Source organism: Bacillus sp. FSL K6-0255 (genome assembly GCF_045040725.1).
GTDB classification, from domain to species: domain Bacteria; phylum Bacillota; class Bacilli; order Bacillales; family Bacillaceae; genus Bacillus; species Bacillus subtilis.
Genome location: NZ_CP150278.1, coordinates 2,666,496 through 2,687,065, shown reverse-complemented (window position 1 = coordinate 2,687,065; position 20,570 = coordinate 2,666,496). Strand labels below are relative to the sequence as shown.

Annotated in this window: 24 protein-coding genes; 18 read left to right on the top strand and 6 right to left on the bottom strand. The window is 44.7% G+C overall.

The genetic code is table 11. From position 1 onward, the window contains the following. Positions 1-71 precede the first annotated feature (71 nt). From nadB to MHB62_RS13945, 6 genes are all read left to right on the top strand, one after another. The gene (nadB, locus tag MHB62_RS13970) at positions 72-1,667 is read left to right on the top strand and encodes an L-aspartate oxidase (protein ID WP_032722264.1); all 1,596 of its coding nucleotides are present in this window, start codon (positions 72-74) and stop codon (positions 1,665-1,667) included. After that, positions 1,621-2,490 carry a carboxylating nicotinate-nucleotide diphosphorylase gene (gene nadC, locus MHB62_RS13965; protein WP_038429401.1) on the top strand — a complete coding sequence of 290 codons (870 nt, stop codon included), beginning with the start codon at positions 1,621-1,623 and terminating at the stop codon, positions 2,488-2,490. Before nadB ends, nadC begins: the two co-directional genes overlap by 47 nt. After that, positions 2,477-3,583 carry a quinolinate synthase NadA gene (nadA, locus tag MHB62_RS13960; RefSeq protein ID WP_032722262.1) on the top strand — a complete coding sequence of 369 codons (1,107 nt, stop codon included), beginning with the start codon at positions 2,477-2,479 and terminating at the stop codon, positions 3,581-3,583. Before nadC ends, nadA begins: the two co-directional genes overlap by 14 nt. A 116-nt stretch (positions 3,584-3,699) precedes the next feature. Then, the gene (safA, locus tag MHB62_RS13955; RefSeq protein ID WP_032722261.1) at positions 3,700-4,863 is read left to right on the top strand and encodes a spore coat assembly protein SafA; all 1,164 of its coding nucleotides are present in this window, start codon (positions 3,700-3,702) and stop codon (positions 4,861-4,863) included. 147 nt (positions 4,864-5,010) lie between these two features. Then, positions 5,011-5,607 carry a spore germination protein SgpA gene (sgpA, locus tag MHB62_RS13950; protein ID WP_003245996.1) on the top strand — a complete coding sequence of 199 codons (597 nt, stop codon included), beginning with the start codon at positions 5,011-5,013 and terminating at the stop codon, positions 5,605-5,607. A gap of 102 nt (positions 5,608-5,709) precedes the next feature. Then, the gene (locus tag MHB62_RS13945; protein ID WP_004398802.1) at positions 5,710-6,432 is read left to right on the top strand and encodes a YebC/PmpR family DNA-binding transcriptional regulator; all 723 of its coding nucleotides are present in this window, start codon (positions 5,710-5,712) and stop codon (positions 6,430-6,432) included. 40 nt (positions 6,433-6,472) lie between these two features. Here MHB62_RS13945 and MHB62_RS13940 read toward each other — a convergent pair whose 3' ends face one another. The 3 genes from MHB62_RS13940 to MHB62_RS13930 form a co-directional block, all read right to left on the bottom strand. Then, positions 6,473-7,927 (bottom strand): sodium:alanine symporter family protein, encoded by a 1,455-nt coding sequence (locus tag MHB62_RS13940; protein WP_004398698.1) that lies wholly within the window; start codon positions 7,925-7,927, stop codon positions 6,473-6,475. Positions 7,928-8,090: 163 nt separating this feature from the next. After that, positions 8,091-8,231 carry a hypothetical protein gene (locus MHB62_RS13935; RefSeq protein ID WP_029727127.1) on the bottom strand — a complete coding sequence of 47 codons (141 nt, stop codon included), beginning with the start codon at positions 8,229-8,231 and terminating at the stop codon, positions 8,091-8,093. A gap of 6 nt (positions 8,232-8,237) precedes the next feature. After that, entirely contained in the window at positions 8,238-8,606 is a 369-nt protein-coding gene (locus MHB62_RS13930; protein ID WP_021480229.1) for a DUF5412 family protein, read from the bottom strand. Between the two features lie 162 nt (positions 8,607-8,768). Between MHB62_RS13930 and MHB62_RS13925 the strand changes: the two genes are divergently transcribed. Continuing rightward, on the top strand, positions 8,769-8,891 hold the full coding sequence (locus tag MHB62_RS13925; protein ID WP_003229707.1) for a hypothetical protein: 123 nt from the start codon (positions 8,769-8,771) through the stop codon (positions 8,889-8,891). Positions 8,892-8,936: 45 nt separating this feature from the next. Here the strand turns inward: MHB62_RS13925 and MHB62_RS13920 are convergent, their stop codons facing one another. Continuing rightward, positions 8,937-9,584 carry a phosphotransferase gene (locus tag MHB62_RS13920; RefSeq protein WP_404978338.1) on the bottom strand — a complete coding sequence of 216 codons (648 nt, stop codon included), beginning with the start codon at positions 9,582-9,584 and terminating at the stop codon, positions 8,937-8,939. Positions 9,585-9,821: 237 nt separating this feature from the next. Between MHB62_RS13920 and iolG the strand changes: the two genes are divergently transcribed. From iolG to yajC, 9 genes are all read left to right on the top strand, one after another. Continuing rightward, positions 9,822-10,847 carry an inositol 2-dehydrogenase gene (gene iolG / locus MHB62_RS13915; RefSeq protein WP_015714446.1) on the top strand — a complete coding sequence of 342 codons (1,026 nt, stop codon included), beginning with the start codon at positions 9,822-9,824 and terminating at the stop codon, positions 10,845-10,847. 70 nt (positions 10,848-10,917) lie between these two features. Further along, positions 10,918-12,225 carry an MFS transporter gene (locus MHB62_RS13910; protein WP_003246197.1) on the top strand — a complete coding sequence of 436 codons (1,308 nt, stop codon included), beginning with the start codon at positions 10,918-10,920 and terminating at the stop codon, positions 12,223-12,225. 47 nt (positions 12,226-12,272) lie between these two features. Further along, positions 12,273-12,785, top strand: a complete 513-nt coding sequence (gene bofC / locus MHB62_RS13905; RefSeq protein ID WP_003229715.1) for a sporulation cell-cell signaling protein BofC — start codon at positions 12,273-12,275, stop codon at positions 12,783-12,785. Between the two features lie 138 nt (positions 12,786-12,923). After that, complete coding sequence (gene ruvA, locus MHB62_RS13900; RefSeq protein ID WP_003229717.1) at positions 12,924-13,529, top strand: Holliday junction branch migration protein RuvA; 606 nt, start codon at positions 12,924-12,926, stop codon at positions 13,527-13,529. Between the two features lie 10 nt (positions 13,530-13,539). Continuing rightward, on the top strand, positions 13,540-14,544 hold the full coding sequence (gene ruvB / locus MHB62_RS13895) for a Holliday junction branch migration DNA helicase RuvB (protein ID WP_003229718.1): 1,005 nt from the start codon (positions 13,540-13,542) through the stop codon (positions 14,542-14,544). Next, positions 14,537-14,737 (top strand): DUF2905 domain-containing protein, encoded by a 201-nt coding sequence (locus tag MHB62_RS13890; protein WP_015714444.1) that lies wholly within the window; start codon positions 14,537-14,539, stop codon positions 14,735-14,737. The genes ruvB and MHB62_RS13890 overlap by 8 nt, the downstream gene beginning before the upstream one ends. 29 nt (positions 14,738-14,766) lie before the next feature. Beyond that, positions 14,767-15,795: a tRNA preQ1(34) S-adenosylmethionine ribosyltransferase-isomerase QueA gene (gene queA / locus MHB62_RS13885; RefSeq protein ID WP_003229723.1), complete on the top strand. Its 1,029-nt coding sequence runs from the start codon at positions 14,767-14,769 to the stop codon at positions 15,793-15,795. Between the two features lie 26 nt (positions 15,796-15,821). Next, a complete protein-coding gene (tgt, locus tag MHB62_RS13880; RefSeq protein ID WP_003229725.1) occupies positions 15,822-16,967 on the top strand; it encodes a tRNA guanosine(34) transglycosylase Tgt in 1,146 nt (381 codons plus the stop codon). Positions 16,968-17,003: 36 nt separating this feature from the next. Continuing rightward, positions 17,004-17,270: a preprotein translocase subunit YajC gene (gene yajC, locus MHB62_RS13875; protein ID WP_004398708.1), complete on the top strand. Its 267-nt coding sequence runs from the start codon at positions 17,004-17,006 to the stop codon at positions 17,268-17,270. 56 nt (positions 17,271-17,326) lie between these two features. Here the strand turns inward: yajC and MHB62_RS13870 are convergent, their stop codons facing one another. Then, positions 17,327-17,716 (bottom strand): TIGR04086 family membrane protein, encoded by a 390-nt coding sequence (locus tag MHB62_RS13870; protein ID WP_004398667.1) that lies wholly within the window; start codon positions 17,714-17,716, stop codon positions 17,327-17,329. A gap of 197 nt (positions 17,717-17,913) precedes the next feature. Here MHB62_RS13870 and MHB62_RS13865 point away from each other — a divergent pair, with 197 nt between their 5' ends. Continuing rightward, positions 17,914-18,570: a DUF421 domain-containing protein gene (locus MHB62_RS13865; RefSeq protein WP_032722258.1), complete on the top strand. Its 657-nt coding sequence runs from the start codon at positions 17,914-17,916 to the stop codon at positions 18,568-18,570. A gap of 3 nt (positions 18,571-18,573) precedes the next feature. Here MHB62_RS13865 and spoVB read toward each other — a convergent pair whose 3' ends face one another. Beyond that, positions 18,574-20,130, bottom strand: coding sequence for a stage V sporulation protein B (spoVB, locus tag MHB62_RS13860; RefSeq protein WP_032722257.1), 1,557 nt, complete (start codon positions 20,128-20,130; stop codon positions 18,574-18,576). Between the two features lie 115 nt (positions 20,131-20,245). On the opposite strand from spoVB, the gene comN reads away from it, so the two are divergent. Then, entirely contained in the window at positions 20,246-20,542 is a 297-nt protein-coding gene (comN, locus tag MHB62_RS13855) for a post-transcriptional regulator ComN (RefSeq protein WP_003229735.1), read from the top strand. Positions 20,543-20,570 lie beyond the last annotated feature (28 nt).

The following is a 20,570-nucleotide window of genomic DNA, read 5'->3' as shown; positions in this document are numbered from 1 at the left end:
ACTCTTGAGTTTATTTTATCCTTGTGTAAATATAGGTGTCAAGACAGGTGTAAACAACAGGAGGATGGCATATGTCTAAAAAGACGATTGCAGTCATCGGTTCAGGGGCGGCGGCACTTTCCTTAGCTGCAGCTTTCCCGCCCTCATACGAAGTGACTGTTATCACAAAAAAAAGCGTCAAAAACAGCAATTCTGTCTATGCACAAGGCGGGATTGCTGCGGCCTATGCAAAAGATGACTCGATTGAAGCCCATCTGGAGGATACGTTATACGCAGGGTGCGGCCATAATAATCTAGCTATTGCAGCAGACGTATTACATGATGGAAAAATGATGGTTCAAAGCCTATTGGAGCTTGGATTTCCATTCGACCGCAATGAACGAGGCGGTGTTTGTCTTGGAAGAGAAGGGGCCCACTCATACAACCGCATATTTCATGCAGGCGGAGACGCAACAGGCAGGCTGCTTATCGATTATTTGCTCAAACGGATCAACAGCAAAATCAAGTTAATCGAGAATGAAACGGCAGCAGATTTGCTTATAGAGGACGGACGATGTATCGGCGTCATGACAAAAGACAGCAAAGGGCGGCTCAAGGTAAGGCACGCAGACGAAGTTGTGCTGGCTGCCGGCGGCTGTGGAAACCTGTTTCTTCACCATACGAATGATCTCACTGTCACAGGTGACGGTCTTTCTCTGGCTTACCGGGCCGGGGCGGAATTAACGGATTTGGAGTTTACTCAGTTTCACCCGACACTGCTTGTGAAAAATGGTGTTTCCTACGGACTTGTTTCAGAAGCTGTCAGAGGGGAAGGCGGATGTTTAGTAGACGAAAACGGCCGCAGGATTATGGCTGAACGGCATCCTTTAGGTGACCTGGCTCCAAGAGATATTGTCTCACGGGTTATTCACGAAGAAATGGCAAAAGGAAATCGCGTTTATATAGACTTCAGTGCGATTTCTGATTTTGAAACGCGTTTCCCTACCATCACCGCTATTTGTGAAAAAGCAGGGGTTGATATCCACAGCGGAAAAATTCCTGTTGCTCCGGGAATGCATTTCTTAATGGGAGGTGTTTCAGTTAATCGCTGGGGAGAAACGACAGTGCCGGGGCTTTATGCGATTGGCGAGACAGCATGCTCCGGTTTACATGGAGCAAACCGGCTTGCAAGCAATTCTTTATTGGAAGCGCTGGTATTTGGAAAAAGGGCAGCAGAGCATATTATCCAAAAATCGGTTTATAACAGGCAATATCAATCAGGGCTAGAAACCAGTGTCGTCTACGAGGTGCCGGATATAGAGGTGTATGAACTGCAAAGCAAAATGACAAGCCACATGTCTATTCTGCGGGAACAAAGCAGTTTGATTGAGCTTAGCATCTGGCTTCATACGCTGCCTTTTCAGGAAGTAAATGTGAAGGATATCACAATTCGGCAGATGGAGCTTTCTCATCTATGGCAAACTGCAAAGCTGATGACGTTTTCTGCGCTTTTGCGGGAGGAAAGCAGAGGGGCTCACTTCCGAACCGATTTTCCTCATGCTGAGGTGAGCTGGCAAGGAAGACAAATTGTCCATACAAAAAAAGGAACGAAGATCAGAAAAAACGAGGGGATTTGGAACAATGAATCATTTACAGCTGAAAAAATTACTGAATCACTTTTTTCTTGAGGATATTGGGACAGGGGATCTTACATCACAGTCTATTTTTGGAGAACAGAGCTGTGAAGCGGAGATTGTTGCAAAGTCAGAGGGTATTTTTGCAGGAGCAGCGATCATAAAAGAAGGCTTTTCGTTATTGGACGAAAATGTTCAAATCATTTTAAACAAAAAAGATGGGGACATGTTGCATAAAGGTGAAGTGATTGCCGAGTTACACGGTCCCGCACCTGCGCTCCTTTCAGGAGAGCGGGTCGTATTAAATCTTATTCAGAGGCTGTCAGGAATTGCGACAATGACAAGAGAGGCTGTTCGGTGTCTGGATGATGAACAGATTAAAATTTGTGACACGAGAAAAACAACACCGGGGCTCAGAATGCTGGAGAAATATGCTGTCAGAGCCGGCGGCGGGTATAATCATCGATTCGGTTTGTATGACGGCATCATGATTAAAGATAATCATATCGCAGCATGCGGCTCTATTTTAGAGGCGTGCAAAAAAGCCCGTCAGGCCGCGGGGCACATGGTAAATATCGAGGTGGAAATTGAAACGGAGGAACAGCTGCGGGAAGCAATTGCAGCTGGAGCGGATGTTATTATGTTTGACAACTGTCCGCCTGATACGGTCCGTCATTTTGCAAAGCTCACACCGGATCATATAAAAACTGAAGCCTCCGGCGGGATTACGTTAGAATCTTTGCCTGCTTTTAAAGGGACGGGTGTGAATTATATTTCATTAGGATTTTTGACTCATTCCGTCAAAAGTTTAGATATCAGCATGGATGTTACGTTATCAAATGAATCTGTGGAGGAATGCCGTTATGTCAATTCTTGATGTGATCAAACAATCGAATGATATGATGCCCGAAAGTTATAAAGAACTATCGAGAAAGGATATGGAAACGCGCGTTGCCGCCATTAAGAAAAAGTTCGGCAGCAAGCTCTTTATACCAGGCCATCATTATCAAAAGGATGAAGTGATACAATTTGCTGACCAAACAGGCGACTCCCTGCAATTGGCCCAAGTAGCGGAAAAAAACAAAGAAGCGGATTATATCGTATTTTGCGGCGTTCACTTTATGGCAGAAACCGCCGATATGCTGACAAGCGAGCAGCAAACGGTCGTCCTGCCAGATATGAGAGCTGGATGTTCTATGGCTGACATGGCTGACATGCAGCAGACCAATAGGGCATGGAAGAAGCTTCAGCATATATTTGGAGATACGATCATACCTTTAACTTATGTGAACTCCACTGCGGAGATCAAGGCATTCGTCGGAAAGCATGGCGGAGCAACTGTGACTTCTTCGAATGCGAAAAAAGTGCTTGAATGGGCGTTTACACAGAAAAAAAGAATTTTATTTTTGCCTGATCAGCATTTAGGGAGAAATACGGCTTATGATCTGGGCATTGCGCTTGAAGATATGGCTGTGTGGGACCCGATGAAAGATGAATTAGTAGCTGAATCCGGGCATACGAATGTGAAAGTGATTTTGTGGAAAGGGCATTGCTCTGTTCACGAGAAATTCACCACTAAAAATATCCATGATATGAGAGAGCGAGACCCCGACATTCAGATCATTGTGCACCCGGAATGCTCACACGAAGTCGTGACACTAAGCGATGATAATGGATCAACGAAATATATTATCGACACAATCAATCAGGCTCCGACGGGAAGCAAGTGGGCAATCGGGACAGAAATGAATCTTGTTCAGCGGATCATTCACGAGCATCCAGATAAACAAATCGAATCACTCAACCCTGACATGTGCCCTTGCCTGACAATGAACCGAATTGATTTGCCGCATTTGTTGTGGTCGCTGGAACAAATTGAAAAAGGAGAACCTTCAGGCGTCATCAAGGTGCCAAAAGCCATTCAGGAAGATGCACTCCTTGCTCTGAATCGAATGCTTTCGATCACGTAGATCAGAAATATTTTCCCTTCCTTTACTCATAACTTCTTTTGTTCAGGCATATGTTGTGAAGAAACATATTGTAATCACAGCTGAACTGTTCACGTTTTGCATAGGAGGGGAAAACGTTGAAAATCCATATCGTTCAAAAAGGCGATTCGCTCTGGAAAATAGCTGAAAAGTACGGAGTCGATGTTGAGGAAGTGAAAAAACTCAATACACAGCTTAGCAATCCAGACTTAATCATGCCTGGAATGAAAATAAAAGTGCCGTCAGAAGGAGTCCCGGTCAGAAAAGAGCCAAAAGCGGGCAAAAGTCCTGCGGCCGGGAGTGTGAAGCAAGAACATCCATATGCGAAAGAGAAGCCTAAATCCGTTGTCGATGTAGAAGACACAAAGCCGAAAGAAAAGAAGTCCATGCCGTATGTCCCGCCGATGCCTAATTTGCAGGAAAATGTGTACCCTGAAGCTGATGTGAACGATTATTATGATATGAAACAGCTTTTCCAGCCTTGGTCGCCTCCTAAACCGGAGGAGCCGAAAAAACATCATGACGGAAATATGGATCATATGTATCATATGCAAGACCAATTTCCACAACAGGAGGCTATGAGTAATATGGAAAATGCAAATTATCCGAATATGCCTAATATGCCAAAGGCGCCAGAGGTAGGCGGTGTAGAAGAGGAAAACGTTCATCACACAGTTCCGAATATGCCGATGCCGGCTGTTCAGCCTTATTATCATTATCCGGCTCATTTCGTACCGTGTCCGGTGCCTGTTTCGCCAATTCTTCCAGGATCAGGATTATGCTATCCGTACTATCCGGCACAAGCTTATCCAATGCATCCGATGCATGGATACCAGCCAGGCTTTGTATCGCCTCAGTATGACCCGGGTTATGAAAACCAGCATCATGAAAACACCCATCACGGACATTACGGTTCATACGGTGCGCCGCAATACGCATCTCCGGCTTATGGATCTCCGTATGGACATATGCCGTATGGCCCTTATTACGGCACTCCCCAAGTAATGGGAGCATACCAGCCTGCTGCGGCTCATGGTTACATGCCATACAAAGATCATGACGACTGCGGCTGTGACGGTGATCATCAGCCATATTTCTCTGCGCCTGGCCATTCGGGAATGGGGGCTTATGGAAGCCCTAATATGCCATATGGCACAGCTAACCCAAATCCAAACCCATATTCGGCAGGAGTTTCTATGCCAATGACGAACCAGCCTTCTGTAAACCAAATGTTTGGCCGGCCGGAAGAAGAAAATGAGTGATCGTTCGGAACGATGTAAATCGTTCCTTTTTTTATTTTCAAGCTGATCACTGCCAAATGGAGAGAACTGACACGCTTAACATGCCCCCCATACGCACATGATAAAAGCGAGCAAACATGCTCAATTCGTCCACGGGGGGTTTTTCCATTGGGTAAAAAAATGACGATCGCTAGCCTGATTCTAATGACAGCCGGCTTAACAGCATGCGGAGCAAACGATAATGCTATGAATGATACGCGCAATAACGGCAATACCCGTCCAATCGGATATTATACAAATGAAAATGACGCCGATAGACAGGGAGACGGAATCGACCACGATGGTCCTGTTTCTGAATTAATGGAGGATCAGAACGACGGTAACCGAAACACCACGAATGTAAATAACCGTGACCGTGTTACTGCTGACGATCGTGTTCCTTTGGCAACTGACGGAACATATAACAACACGAATAACCGAAACATGAATCGGAATGCAGCGAACAACGGGTATGACAACCAAGAAAACAGAAGACTGGCTGCAAAAATTGCCAACCGTGTGAAACAAGTGAAAAACGTCAATGACACACAAGTTATGGTATCGGATGACCGAGTAGTTATCGCAGTCAAAAGCCACAGAGAGTTCACAAAGTCTGACAGAGATAATGTCGTAAAAGCAGCGCGCAACTATGCAAATGGCCGTGACGTCCAGGTATCAACAGATAAAGGGCTCTTCAGAAAACTTCATAAAATGAACAACCGCTAGGAAGGAAGGGCTGCCGGAAGTGATATTCGGCAGCCTTTTTCTTTGCATCAGCGAACATTTCCCATTAAAGTGTACATAGAAAATGTAAAAGAAGGTGAAAACATGGCAGGCCATTCCAAGTGGAAAAACATTCAAAAAAGAAAAAATGCACAGGATGCAAAGCGCGGGAAAATATTTATGAAGCTGGCAAAAGAAATCTATGTGGCAGCGAAAGAAGGCGGAGCGGATCCAGAAGCAAATTCAGCATTGCGTCTTGTCATCGAAAAAGCAAAAGGCGCCAATATGCCGAATGAAAATATAGATCGGGCCATTAAAAAAGCTGCGGGAGGCCAAGACGGAAGCAGCTATGAAGAAATCACCTATGAAGGCTACGGCCCTTCAGGGATTGCCGTCATGGTTGAATGCGTAACAGATAATAAAAACCGAACGGCGTCAAATGTGCGGACAGCCTTTAATAAAAATGGCGGAAGTCTGGGAGAAAGCGGATGTGTAGCCTTTTTATTTGAACGAAAGGGGTTCATTACGATAGACCGTACTGAACGGCAAATAGAAGAAGATGAGCTCATGCTTGATGTGCTTGAAGCAGGAGGAGAAGAGCTGCGAATTGAAGAAGACCTATATGAGGTTTTCACAGAGCCTGAGCATTTTGAAGAGGTGAAAACAGCCCTCGAATCGAAATATCTAATTTCTTCGGCGGAGGTGACCATGCTTCCCAATACCTATGCAGAAGCCGATGATCAGGCTGTTGAGAAGCTGGAAACATTAATAGACGTCCTTGAAGATGACGATGATGTTCAAGAAGTGTATACAAACTATCGTTCATAAAAAACCGGCACGAGGTCATATCGGGCCGGTTTTAGTATGTTCAGGAGACACGTTCACTTTCATGAGTGTATTCTTTCTCCCAGAAATCAGCGTTTTTGATACCCAGCGCTTTTGGATCAAAGATCGGGTCTAAGCCCTGCTTCTTTTGGCGCTCATAATCCTTTAAAGCAAGGAGCGCCGGCTTGGCAAGCAGCACAATGGCAATGACGTTCAGCCATACCATAATGCCAAGCCCTGCATCCCCTAATGCCCAAGCAAGTGAAGCTGTTTTCACAGTACCATAGAACGTGGCGGCTAAAATAATCAGTTTTAAGCCAAGCATCGCCCATTTGCTTTCTCTGCCTCGTGCTAAATAGGCGATATTTGTTTCTGCGATGTAGTAGTACGCCATAATTGTTGTAAAAGCGAAGAAGAATAAAGCGATGGCAACAAAGCCTGCACCGAATCCGGGAAGAACACTGTCAATTGCCGCTTGTGTGAAACCAGGTCCTGCTTCTACGCCTTTAAGCTGGTGAACGATAAAGGAACCATCTGCAGCCTGGGTATTGTACATGCCGGTAAACAAGATCATGAAAGCTGTAGCGGAACATACAAACAAGGTGTCAATATAAACAGAAAATGCCTGAACCAGTCCCTGCTTGACCGGATGAGAAACCTCTGCAGCAGCTGCCGGATGCGGGCCTGTTCCCTGGCCGGCTTCGTTTGAATAAATGCCACGTTTAACGCCCCAGGAAATCGCCATGCCGATCAAGCCGCCAAAAGCGGAATCCAATGCAAAGGCGCTTTTGAATATTAATGAGATCACAGCAGGCAATTCAGACACATTCATGACAATAATAATCAAAGACAGCAGGATATATCCAATGGCCATAAATGGAACAATCATTTGCGCCGCATTGGCAATTCGTTTGACGCCGCCAAAAATAATGAACCCTAATAATAAAACCAGACCACACCCTGTGACGAAAGGAGAGATGCCGAATGCATTTTGGATCCCAGCCGCAATGGAGTTGGACTGTACGCCCGGCATTAGAAAGGCCATTGCAATAAGGGCAGCAGCGGCAAATAAGACGGCAAACCACTTAATGCCTAAGCCTTTTTCTATATAATAAGCAGGGCCGCCCCGATATTGACCGTCTTGTTTTACTTTGTAAATTTGAGCAAGCGTTGATTCTACAAAGGCACTCGCCGCCCCGATAAAGGCAATTGCCCACATCCAGAACACTGCACCGGGTCCGCCGAATGCAATTGCTGTCGCCACTCCCGCGATGTTTCCAGTGCCCACACGGCCGGACAGCGCAATCGATAACGCTTGGAAAGATGAAACGCCGGCTTCAGAGCTCTTGCCTTTGAACATCTGAACAATCATTTCTTTTAAATGTCGGACTTGTAAAAAACGGGTCATAATTGAAAAGGCGAATCCAATTCCCAATAAAATATAAATGACGGGCGTACTCCATAAGACCGCATTCAAACTAGCAACAAAATCTGCCATCAAGCTTCCCCCTCACTTCAAATTCGAATACATGTATAAAAAGGATTTTGGTCTAATCGAACTATTTCTACAATCGATTTGTCACATTATATGACCTGTAATTATCAATAAGAAGAGGAAGGGAAAAAGAAAAAACGCGGCGTATCGACTACGCTGCGTTTTTCTACAGAGGCAAACTTATGGCAATTGTTATAAAATCCTTCAGCAACAAATAGCCTAGTTCAGTCAAACCGTATATAAAGGATAAAGCAATCACAAAATGATTGAAATGCTTGTCATCATTTGTTCCGTTCATCTTATTCATGTTTCATCACCTCACTGACGCCTGCGGCGGTTCTTCACGGATCCAATGATCATCTTTTCGCCAATCATATGTTTCATCAGTATCAAGATGTAAAGTCTGATTGCCGATTTTCACTGTATTGTGATTGACCCACGTCACTGCTGGGCGGCTGTCCGGGTAATTCCAGTAGATTGTTCTCTTGACAAGTGTTTTTTCATTTACAAGTTCACCTCTGGCTGCATCTAAGCTCAGGGTGTTTTCGGATACATAAGTGTTTAACGTATAGCTGCCGTCCGGCGATTCAACCGATTGGACGAGATTGCCTTTCGGAACGTTTTTTAGTGAAAATAACATCCAATAGATGGCGCCGCCGAAGAAGACCAGCAGGGCAAACATAATAAGCGGGATGTTGCTGCGTGTCTTAATGTGACTCTCTCCCTTTTTTTCTCTCATTTTACTATATATCGGATTCATATGATCTTTACATTTCTTTAAAATTACCTTAATAAAGCAATGATAAGATGAAATAAAGCCAATAAAGGGTGAGGGGAGACAGAAATGGAAAAAACGTATTGTCATTCCGGCGAGAAGGACCCAGAAGCGGTCTACTTAACTGTGAGAGGCTATCGAATTAAGCTGTCGCCTGAACAAATGAAACTGATTTCTGCCGTCAGAAAGTAAAAAATACATGACAAAGGCAGCCGCTTGTGCGGCTGCCTTTTTGATTTAAGAATATTTTCTTTTCCGCTGTGCGAAATGCTTTTGAAACCAATCTTTCTTATATAAAAATGCGATGATCTCCAGCCAAAAACCCGGAATCTTTTTGGGGAATATCGGTTTTTTGTAGAGTGCATGATATGCGGATTTTAAGTCGTCCCACTGCGTGCATGTTTTTGTCTGCTCAAATCTCGCAACATCAATCACCCGCACCGCCCCGGTTTCTGTCAATATCAGATTCCGCAAATGAATATCTGACGGGTTCAGTCCGGCTGCCCGGGCGTCAGAAAGCGCTTCTTCAACCTGCTGAATCATTTCATCACTGATTGCAATGCCTTTCTTCAGACAGTTATAAAAGGTTTCACCTTTAATATATTCCATGAGAATAAATGAATCACCAGTTTCGTAAATGTCAGGATAGAATGCGGACCCGGCTAATTTTTCATAGATCGCTGCTTCTTTGACTGCTGTCGCTTGATATTCCGGAAAAAATACTTTCAGCGCCATTTTTCGACCGCCTTCTGTTAAGGTAAACACATAGGCGCTTCTTCCCTTGCCGATTAGTGTTAATTCCTCGGATTTCTCTTTGACTTTATCAAATCTGCTGTTCTTGCGGTATATGACGGTATGGGCCAGTGCCTCTGCTTTTGTCAGCATTTCATTCACCTTCTTTGCTCTATTTTATGCAGCTGTTTATAGGAAAATCATAAACTGTTCAGGAAAAAGAGCCTAATTCTAGTGTATCTGGTCTTGAAGAAGAAGGCTACTTATAAGCATGAATTGTGATAAAAGAGACATAGAACGTTTAATTTCCATTCTTGAAAAGCGCTTACAAATGGGATAGTATTAATTTTAAATAAAGCGCTTTCGTGAATGATCAAGGGGGAAGAAGCCATGACAAAACAGATTGTGACAGGGATTATCGGTGCAGGCCGCATCGGCAAACTTCATGTTCAAAATATAAGCCGGATTCCTCACATGAAAATAAAAGCAGTCTCTGACATTCAGGCAAGCCGTATAAAAAGCTGGGCCGACAGTCATCAGATTGAATACATAACCTCTGATTATCGTGATTTATTACATGATCCTGATATTGATGCTATTTTTATTTGCTCTCCTACAGCCGTACATGCACAGATGATCAAAGAAGCAGCCGAGGCGAAAAAGCATATATTTTGTGAGAAGCCCGTTAGTTTCTCTCTGGACGAAACGAGTGAAGCGCTTGCGGCTGTCCGGAAACACGGTGTAACACTTCAAGTCGGATTTAACCGCCGCTTTGATCCTCATTTTAAGAAAATCAAAACAATTGTTGAAAATGGTGAAATCGGTACACCTCATTTATTAAAAATCACGTCCCGGGACCCAGAACCCCCGAATATAGATTATGTCCGTACGTCAGGCGGATTGTTTATGGATATGTCGATCCATGATTTTGATATGGCCAGATATATTATGAAAAGCGAAGTGACGGAAGTGTATGCCAAAGGGGCAGCTTTGGTGAATCCTTCTTTTGCGGAGCTGGGTGATATTGATACAGCTGTTATTACACTGACTTTTGAAAACGGTGCCATGGCTGTGATTGATAACAGCCGCCAAGCTGTGTACGGATATGACCAGCGGGTTGAGGTTTTCGGGACGAAAGGCTCTGCAGCGGCTGACAATAGCAGGCCGACAACGGTTGAGGTGTCAACAGCTGATTTTGTGATGAAGGATAAACCGCATTTCTTTTTCCTTGAACGCTATAAGGATTCATATGAGGAGGAGATTCTCCGTTTTGCAGAAGCGATCGGCACAAACCAGGAGACTCCCTGCACCGGCAATGACGGTTTACAGGCCGGAAGGATCGCCAGAGCAGCACAGCAATCGCTTGCTTTTGGCATGCCTGTCAGCATTGAGCACACTGAAAAAATCGCTTTTTAATCTAACAGGATTACAATTCAGCAAGCTTGGGTATATACTCCATTGATACTTTAAGTAGGCGGTGGAGAAAATGAATACAGTACATGCTAAAGGAAATGTTTTGAACAAAATCGGAATTCCTTCTCACATGGTTTGGGGTTATATTGGCGTTGTCATCTTTATGGTTGGAGACGGCCTCGAACAAGGCTGGCTGTCTCCTTTTCTCGTTGATCATGGTCTCAGTATGCAGCAATCCGCATCGTTATTTACCATGTACGGCATTGCTGTCACCATCTCAGCTTGGCTTTCAGGAACGTTTGTCCAAACTTGGGGGCCGAGAAAAACGATGACCGTCGGATTGCTTGCATTTATCCTCGGTTCGGCCGCTTTTATCGGCTGGGCGATTCCTCATATGTATTATCCGGCTCTCTTGGGCAGCTATGCTCTTAGAGGCTTGGGATATCCGCTGTTTGCATACTCTTTTCTCGTATGGGTGTCATACAGCACCTCTCAAAATATTCTCGGAAAAGCCGTCGGATGGTTTTGGTTTATGTTTACGTGCGGCCTTAACGTGCTCGGCCCGTTCTATTCCAGCTATGCAGTTCCGGCCTTTGGAGAAATCAATACGCTTTGGAGCGCTTTACTGTTTGTGGCGGCAGGCGGAATTCTTGCCTTATTTTTTAACAAAGATAAATTCACTCCGATACAAAAACAAGATCAGCCGAAATGGAAAGAATTGTCGAAGGCATTTACAATTATGTTTGAAAACCCTAAGGTAGGCATCGGCGGAGTGGTCAAGACGATTAATGCGATAGGACAATTTGGATTTGCCATCTTTCTTCCTACTTATTTAGCACGATACGGGTATTCGGTTTCGGAATGGCTGCAAATATGGGGGACGCTGTTTTTTGTGAATATTGTGTTTAATATCATTTTCGGTGCAGTCGGAGATAAACTTGGCTGGCGCAATACGGTCATGTGGTTTGGCGGTGTCGGATGCGGTATTTTTACGCTGGCGCTGTATTACACGCCTCAGCTGATCGGGCATCAGTATTGGGTGCTCATGATTATCGCCTGCTGCTACGGCGCGGCTTTAGCAGGGTACGTTCCATTAAGCGCGCTTTTGCCGACGCTTGCACCTGATAATAAAGGTGCTGCCATGTCAGTGTTGAATTTGGGATCTGGTTTATGTGCGTTTATCGCGCCGGGCATCGTGAGTCTTTTCATTGGGCCGCTCGGTGCAGGCGGCGTGATTTGGATCTTTGCGGCATTGTATTTTTTCAGTGCCTTTCTGACGCGATTCTTGACAATTTCTGAGCAAAGCACAGATGTGTATACGGAGGAACGGTTTGTCAGGGAAAATGTGCAGACAAATTTTGATAAAACGGTTAAGCAGTAGCCTCTTTGGTCAAACTAATCATAAACGTGTGCAAAGAGGTGTAGAGGGTGAAACGATTCAGCACGGCGTATCTTTTGCTGGGCATTCTTTGCTCAGCGGCAGTATTTTTAATAGGAGCTCCTTCCCGCGCACTTGGCGCGGAAGTGGAGCACTATGAGCCGCTGCAGGTGCATGTGCAGCTTGAAAAGGTGTATTTGGACGGCGATGTCAGCATTGAGCATAAGCATGAAAAAGTGTTTTCTATGGATGATTTTTGGGCAGCTTATGCCGGGTGGACGCTTGTGGAACAAAAAAAGGGATATGTGCTCTTCCGGAAGCAAATGGACGATATATCTCCGCTCAGCAAGGTCAACGGGTATATCGGTGTATCGGATAATGGAGTGATTTCCACTTTTCATGGGCGGCCTGAGCCAGCTTCCGAACCAATTCAGTCTTTTTTTCAAATTGATTTAGAAAGGCTGGAAAGCCATATGCAAAAAAATCTGCTGAAAGGCATTCCATTTCGGACAAAAGCGGAGTTTGAGGATGTCATCGAACATATGAAGACATACAGCGGGTAACGTCCGCTGATTGAAGACATGTATTCATGTCTTTTTTTTCGTGAAAGAATGAGAGAGAAGCGAACATATGTTAACTTTTCTATAAGACTTTGGCTGTTTTTATGGTACAATGAAGAACAGTCAAAGAGGTGAATTTGCGTGATTGAATTTGTTAAAGGGACGATTGATTATGTATCTCCCCAATATATTGTCATAGAGAACGGCGGCATCGGCTATCAGATTTTCACGCCGAATCCGTTTATATATAAGGAGAGAAGCCAGGAAACGATTTTTACATACCATCATATCAGAGAGGATGCTTTTTCGCTTTACGGTTTTTCAACAAGAGAGGAGAAGGCGCTCTTTACAAAGCTGTTAAACGTGACCGGAATTGGCCCGAAAGGAGCACTTGCCATCTTGGGCTCGGGTGATCCCGGAGCGGTCATCCAAGCAATTGAAAATGAGGATGAAGCTTTTTTGGTCAAGTTTCCTGGAGTAGGAAAGAAAACCGCACGCCAGATTATTCTAGATTTAAAAGGAAAGCTGGCAGATGTTGTGCCTGAAATGATTGAAAATCTGTTTAATCATGAAGAAAGGCTTGAAAAGCAAACAGCGGAAACGGCTCTTGAAGAAGCACTTGAAGCCCTCAGGGTTCTCGGATATGCTGAAAAAGAAATCAAAAAGGTGCTTCCTCACCTTAAAGAAGAAATTGGGCTGACAACAGACCAATATGTGAAAAAAGCATTACAAAAACTATTAAAGTAAGGTGATGTTCATGGATGAACGGCTCGTCTCAAGTGAAGCAGACAACCATGAATCAGTGATAGAGCAAAGCCTGAGGCCGCAAAATCTGGCACAGTATATCGGGCAGCATAAGGTAAAAGAAAATTTGCGCGTGTTTATAGATGCGGCGAAAATGAGACAGGAGACGCTGGATCATGTTCTTCTGTACGGGCCGCCCGGACTCGGAAAAACAACGCTTGCTTCGATTGTTGCTAATGAAATGGGAGTGGAATTGCGGACGACCTCAGGGCCTGCGATTGAAAGGCCTGGTGATTTGGCTGCTATATTAACGGCGCTGGAACCGGGAGATGTATTATTTATTGATGAAATACATAGGCTGCACAGATCGATCGAAGAGGTGCTTTATCCTGCAATGGAAGACTTTTGCCTGGACATTGTGATTGGCAAAGGCCCATCTGCCCGCTCGGTTCGGCTCGACCTTCCGCCTTTTACGCTGGTGGGAGCCACGACGAGAGTGGGGCTTTTGACGGCTCCTTTAAGAGACAGATTCGGCGTAATGTCTCGCCTTGAGTACTATACACAAGAAGAACTGGCGGATATTGTCACAAGAACCGCTGATGTATTCGAGGTTGAGATTGATAAACCGTCGGCTCTTGAAATTGCAAGAAGATCGAGAGGGACGCCCCGCGTGGCGAACCGCCTGCTGAGAAGGGTGCGCGATTTTGCCCAAGTGCTGGGTGACAGCAGGATTACGGAAGACATTTCTCAGAATGCGCTGGAGCGGCTTCAGGTTGACCGCCTCGGTTTGGATCATATTGATCATAAGCTGCTGATGGGCATGATCGAAAAATTCAACGGCGGCCCAGTAGGCCTTGATACGATTTCAGCTACCATCGGCGAGGAATCGCATACGATTGAAGACGTATATGAACCATATCTGCTGCAAATTGGATTTATACAAAGAACGCCGCGTGGAAGGATCGTGACACCGGCCGTTTATCATCATTTCCAAATGGAGGCTCCCCGATATGACTGAATTTCCTAAGATCATTATGATTCTTGGTGCTGTTTTGCTTATTATCGGAGCAGTTTTGCATTTTGTCGGCAAGATGCCGGGAGATATTTTTGTAAAAAAAGGAAATGTTGCGTTTTTCTTCCCGGTTGTCACTTGTATTATTATAAGTGTGGTATTATCAATTTTGCTTAATCTTTTTGGCAGAATGAAATAACAAAAGACTAGAATAAAGGTGAAATCATCATGAAAGTCGATTTATTTGATTTTGAACTACCAGAACGTTTAATTGCACAAGTACCGTTGGAGCAGCGTGATGCTTCAAGGCTGATGGTGCTCGATAAACATACAGGAGAGCTTACTGACAGCTCGTTTAAACACATTATCAGCTTCTTTAACGAAGGCGATTGTCTAGTCCTGAACAATACCCGGGTACTGCCTGCGCGGTTATTCGGCACAAAAGAGGATACCGGCGCGAAAGTGGAACTTCTTTTGTTGAAACAGGAAACCGGTGATAAATGGGAAACACTTGCCAAACCGGCGAAACGGGTGAAAAAAGGAACTGTTGTCACATTTGGAGACGGAAGATTGAAGGCAATCTGCACGGAAGAGCTTGAGCACGGCGGCAGAAAGATGGAATTTCAATATGACGGTATTTTCTACGAGGTGCTTGAATCCCTTGGAGAGATGCCGCTCCCTCCATATATCAAAGAACAGCTTGATGACAAAGAGCGCTACCAGACAGTGTATTCAAAAGAAATCGGCTCTGCTGCTGCGCCTACAGCTGGCCTTCACTTCACGGAAGAAATCTTACAGCAGCTGAAAGACAAAGGCGTGCAAATTGAGTTCATCACACTGCACGTAGGCCTTGGAACGTTTCGCCCTGTGAGTGCCGATGAAGTGGAAGAGCATAATATGCATGCAGAGTTTTATCAAATGTCAGAAGAAACGGCTGCAGCCTTAAACAAAGTAAGAGAAAATGGCGGTCGGATCATTTCTGTCGGCACGACCTCGACACGCACGCTTGAGACGATTGCCGGGGAACATGACGGGCAATTTAAAGCATCAAGCGGCTGGACATCTATTTTTATTTATCCGGGCTATGAATTTAAAGCCATTGACGGAATGATTACAAACTTCCATTTGCCGAAATCGTCATTGATTATGCTGGTCAGCGCGCTTGCTGGAAGAGAAAACATTCTGCGTGCCTATAACCATGCAGTGGAAGAGGAATACCGTTTCTTCAGCTTCGGAGACGCGATGCTGATTATATAATTTGAGAACAGGAGGCCTCATCAAAAGTGGCTGAACAACCAATACGCTATGAATTTATAAAAGAATGCAAACAAACAGGAGCGCGGCTGGGCAAAGTGCATACGCCTCACGGCTCCTTCGAAACGCCGGTTTTTATGCCGGTCGGCACACTGGCGACAGTCAAAACAATGTCGCCTGAAGAGCTGAAAGCAATGGATGCAGGCATCATTTTGAGCAACACTTATCATCTATGGCTTCGTCCGGGCCAAGACATTGTCAAAGAAGCGGGCGGGCTCCATAAATTTATGAACTGGGACCGCGCAATTTTAACAGATTCAGGCGGTTTTCAGGTCTTTTCTTTAAGCAAGTTTCGTAATATAGAGGAAGAGGGTGTCCATTTCCGCAATCATCTAAATGGAGACAAGCTGTTTTTATCTCCGGAAAAAGCGATGGAGATCCAAAACGCACTCGGCTCTGATATTATGATGGCGTTTGACGAATGCCCGCCATACCCGGCGGAGTACGACTACATGAAGAGGTCAGTTGAACGGACAAGCCGTTGGGCGGAACGCTGCCTGAATGCACACAATCGTCAGGATGAACAAGGGCTGTTTGGTATTGTACAAGGCGGAGAATATGAAGATCTGCGGACACAAAGTGCGAAGGACTTGATTTCGCTTGATTTTCCGGGATATGCTATAGGCGGATTGTCTGTAGGTGAACCGAAGGATGTCATGAACCGTGTACTCGAATTCACAACACCGCTCTTGCCGAAGGATAAACCGAGATATCTGATGGGAGTAGGTTCTCCGGACGCACTGATCGACGGAGCGATCCGCGGGGTCGATATGTTTGACTGTGTGCTGCCTACACGGATTGCAAGAAACGGCACAGTGTTTACTGCTGAAGGACGACTCAATATGAAAAATGCGAAATTTGAAAGAGACTTCCGTCCGATTGATGAAGAGTGTGATTGCTATACATGTAAAAACTACACTCGCGCGTACATTAGGCACTTGATTCGCTGCAATGAAACATTCGGCCTTCGATTAACAACTTACCATAACCTTCATTTTCTGTTACACTTAATGGAGCAGGTAAGACAGGCTATTCGCGAGGATCGTCTGGGTGATTTCAGAGAAGAGTTCTTTGAGCGTTACGGCTATAACAAGCCAAATGCGAAAAGCTTCTAAATAAACATAACAGGCTTATAGAAAGGGGTGAAAATGATGACTGGCACTTTAGGTACATTGGTTCCTATTATTTTAATGTTTGCGGTCCTTTACTTCTTGCTGATTCGTCCTCAGCAAAAGCAGCAAAAGGCTGTACGCCAAATGCAAGAGGAACTGAAAAAAGGCGATTCAGTAGTGACAATCGGGGGATTGCACGGTACTGTTGACTCTATCGACGAAAGCAAAGTCGTAATTAAGACTGGTGATAACACACGTCTTACGTTCGACCGCCGCGCGATCAGAGAAGTTTCTGCTGCTGAATAACAGCAGGAGCTATACATAGCAAACAAAAAAGAGCGGGCAAGTGAGCCCGCTCTTTTTTATGTGGAAGACCTGTTTCCCCTCATGTTCACGCCGAAAATCCCGCCCAGCATGCACACCCCTAAAAATCCCAGATGGAAGATCAGCTGTTCTGCTGTAAATGTCTTTCCGAATCCTAAATACTGAAACAATAAGATAATCAGAGAAAAACTTAAGGCGGTCAATGCGCCAATCATCCAGCCTCTTTCCTTGCCTTTCCCGCCTGAAATGAACCCGCCGATAAATAAAGAGAGAAATGAGATAGCGGTGATCAGCCAGTTAAATGATGATTCTTCCAGCGAGGTTGCGGTCAATAAAAGTGAAACCGCCAAACTTGTCAGGAGCATGGCTGAAAATATGGCGATTAAGCCGTAAAGAATGCCTTTTCCAACTTGTTTCGTTTCCTCCATGATTGTCTCCTCTCTGCCTGTATTAAAAGGCTTCTGTTCTTTTTGTTCAAAACCGTCAGACATGCTGATGGCTCGTCTTTGTAAAAATGTATTCCCTTATCCCATGAATTAGACGTAAAAGCTTTGTGAAATGCAATCGGTTTTTCTTACATAAATTGATCATTTTGTTGCAACCTATAATGAGTTGGAGGTGCATAATGGAAGAGCTTCTCACTATTGCGTTTCGCACAGTCGTATTGTATTTTGTGATATTGGTCATTTTTCGTTTCATGGGCAAACGGGAGATCGGAGAGCTTAGTATTTTAGATCTCGTTGTCTTTATCATGATGGCTGAAATTGCCGTTTTAGCCATAGAAAACGTAGACGATCATCTATTTCATACCATTTTGCCAATGCTTGTATTAATGATCATTCAAGTGACTTTGGCATACTTTTCTTTAAAAAACCGAAAAGTCCGCCAGCTTCTTGACGGTAAGCCGACCATAATTATCAAATATGGAAAAATTGACGAAGAAGCCATGAAATCACAGCGATATAATTTTGATGATTTAATGGTTCAGCTCAGAGAAAATAGCATCGACAGAGTAGCTGACGTATCATTTGCTATTTTAGAGCCGTCGGGCAAACTGACTATTGTTAAGAAAGAAAACAGCGGAGAGCATCGGCAGCTCGAAATGCCGCTCATTATAGACGGCTTCATTCAAACAGAAAACCTGTCCAGAATCAGTAAAGATAGAAAATGGCTGCTTGAAAGTTTGCAAAAACACGGATACACAAACCCTTCAGATATTTCATTTTGCTCGTTTACAGACGGAGAATTATTTATTGACGAAAAAGATGGGCACCGCACGTGACTATTATCGGACGATCAGACGTCCGATAATGGGAATGCGGCGAAGCTCATCTTTTTTAATTAAACGGAAAACGAGCAGGAGGATCATATAAATGGCGGCGCTCGCCGCAATCCATCCGGCTAGATTGACAGCCTCAGATGCTCCAAAGCTTATATAATGTTTGATGGCGGAGCTGATGAATCCGCAAATTACAATAACAGCGAAGCTGAGCGCGTACTCCTTGATTTTGATGCTGATCGGCAGCACTTTGCTTACGGTTGCTGCGTGCAATAGCGTGACGAGCACCATGCCTGTCACAATGGCTAATGCCGCGCCCATAATGCCGAGAGAAGGCCTTGTGGCAAGGACAAAAATAAGGCCTGTTTTGACAAGCGCTCCGATTAAGCTGTTCATCATCGCAGCTCCTGCCAAATTAAGCGCCTGCAGCACAGCTTGAAGCGGGCCTTGGAAATAATAAAGCAGAAAAAATGGGGCCATCACTTTTATAAATACAGCTGCGCCTGAAGAACCGTACATCACTCTCATCAGCTCATCCGCAAATACAAATAAAATAACAACTGAAATGCCTCCGCTGAGCAGACAGAGACGCATCGCCTGTTCCAAGCGGTATTCCACCACCTGCAATTTTTTCTGCTCCATTCCTTCACTGATCGCAGGAACAAGCGCGGTCGACAAAGAATATGTAATAAAGCTGGGCAGAGTCAGCAGCGTCATGGCAAAGCCGGTCAGTTCCCCGTATTGCTTTGTTGCGGCAACTGTTGCCACACCGGCGATGGCAAGGCTTTGAGCGACGACGATTGGCTCGAAAAACCAAGAGAGGTTTCCGATAAAGCGGCTCCCGGTTGTTGGAAGGGACACGCTCATTAATTGGGTAAAGGTTTGTTTTCCGTTTTTAATTGACTGGAAAAAATGCTTTCTGATTTTAATTGTCTTTTTATACTTAAAGCAAACGAATAAATAAAGAAGTGATGCCAGCTCCCCTGCCACTGAGGATAGCATTGCCCCCGCTGCAGCATATTCAATTCCGTAAGGGAGAAAAATCGTTGTGCAGACAGCCACGAGTGAAATGCGGACGACCTGTTCAAGGACTTGTGACATAGCAAGCGGGTTCATATTCTGTTTTCCTTGAAAGTATCCCCTCAGCACACTCGATATAGCAATAATCGGCACAACCGGCGTAATGGCCAAGAGCGGATACAGTGTTCGCTTATCTGTCAGCATCGTTTCAGCCATAACCGGGGCGAAAAACAGAAACAGCGGTGTAAAGATGAGGCTGAGCACTCCCGTGATGGTCAGAGACATGACTAAAATATTTTTCGTTTTTTGATGATCTCCGCGCGCACTGGCTTCAGCGACTAGCTTGCTGATCGCGACCGGCAGACCGAATTGAGTTAATGTAGTGGCCAAGAAGAAGGTAGGCGCCGCCATCATGTAAAGCCCGACTCCTTCTTCACCGATAAAACGGGCGATAACCACCCGGTTGACAAACCCGAGCATTCTTGTAACCATTCCTGCTGCGATAAGGATAAGAGTGCCCTTTAAAAACGTCTGTTTCGCCATTTTTACCCCCTGCCTTCTCAAACTACCTGGAATCATATACAATAAAGATATGCGTATATATCGTCCAAGCATGACAAGTCTTCTTGAAAAACAATAAAAAAGGAGCGTGGAATTCGTGGAGAAGCATCCAGCCGATCTATATAAAGACCACGTCAGGCCGTTTCTTTACAGCAAACTGGAAGAGTTTAAGATTCTCGGGTATGATGATGTTGAACTCGAAAGTTTGTGGTCATACTTAACAGATAAGAAGTGGAAAAAGAAAACGGAACTGAACATTTATGAACTGGCGAGTGATATTTTATCAGTGAAAATTGGCGAATTTATGAACTATGCAACTGTTGAGTCATTTAAAACGTCTAATTGGCTGGGCAGTGAAGAGGGCCAGGAAGCATTGGAAGAACTGCTGAGATAGCAGGTTGATTCGCACAGGTTTAAGGGAG

Bases quoted from the DNA above. Each gene is read 5' to 3' on its own strand.
- nadB (WP_032722264.1), top strand. From the start codon at position 72: ATGTCTAAAAAGACGATTGCAGTCATCGGTTCAGGGGCGGCGGCACTT.
- nadC (WP_038429401.1), top strand. From the start codon at position 1,621: ATGAATCATTTACAGCTGAAAAAATTACTGAATCACTTTTTTCTTGAG.
- nadA (WP_032722262.1), top strand. From the start codon at position 2,477: ATGTCAATTCTTGATGTGATCAAACAATCGAATGATATGATGCCCGAA.
- MHB62_RS13945 (WP_004398802.1), top strand. From the start codon at position 5,710: ATGGCAGGCCATTCCAAGTGGAAAAACATTCAAAAAAGAAAAAATGCA.
- MHB62_RS13940 (WP_004398698.1), bottom strand. From the start codon at position 7,927: ATGGCAGATTTTGTTGCTAGTTTGAATGCGGTCTTATGGAGTACGCCC.
- MHB62_RS13935 (WP_029727127.1), bottom strand. From the start codon at position 8,231: ATGAATAAGATGAACGGAACAAATGATGACAAGCATTTCAATCATTTT.
- MHB62_RS13930 (WP_021480229.1), bottom strand. From the start codon at position 8,606: ATGTTTGCCCTGCTGGTCTTCTTCGGCGGCGCCATCTATTGGATGTTA.
- MHB62_RS13925 (WP_003229707.1), top strand. From the start codon at position 8,769: ATGGAAAAAACGTATTGTCATTCCGGCGAGAAGGACCCAGAAGCGGTC.
- MHB62_RS13920 (WP_404978338.1), bottom strand. From the start codon at position 9,584: ATGCTGACAAAAGCAGAGGCACTGGCCCATACCGTCATATACCGCAAG.
- iolG (WP_015714446.1), top strand. From the start codon at position 9,822: ATGACAAAACAGATTGTGACAGGGATTATCGGTGCAGGCCGCATCGGC.
- MHB62_RS13910 (WP_003246197.1), top strand. From the start codon at position 10,918: ATGAATACAGTACATGCTAAAGGAAATGTTTTGAACAAAATCGGAATT.
- ruvB (WP_003229718.1), top strand. From the start codon at position 13,540: ATGGATGAACGGCTCGTCTCAAGTGAAGCAGACAACCATGAATCAGTG.
- MHB62_RS13890 (WP_015714444.1), top strand. From the start codon at position 14,537: ATGACTGAATTTCCTAAGATCATTATGATTCTTGGTGCTGTTTTGCTT.
- queA (WP_003229723.1), top strand. From the start codon at position 14,767: ATGAAAGTCGATTTATTTGATTTTGAACTACCAGAACGTTTAATTGCA.
- yajC (WP_004398708.1), top strand. From the start codon at position 17,004: ATGACTGGCACTTTAGGTACATTGGTTCCTATTATTTTAATGTTTGCG.
- MHB62_RS13870 (WP_004398667.1), bottom strand. From the start codon at position 17,716: ATGGAGGAAACGAAACAAGTTGGAAAAGGCATTCTTTACGGCTTAATC.
- MHB62_RS13865 (WP_032722258.1), top strand. From the start codon at position 17,914: ATGGAAGAGCTTCTCACTATTGCGTTTCGCACAGTCGTATTGTATTTT.
- spoVB (WP_032722257.1), bottom strand. From the start codon at position 20,130: ATGGCGAAACAGACGTTTTTAAAGGGCACTCTTATCCTTATCGCAGCA.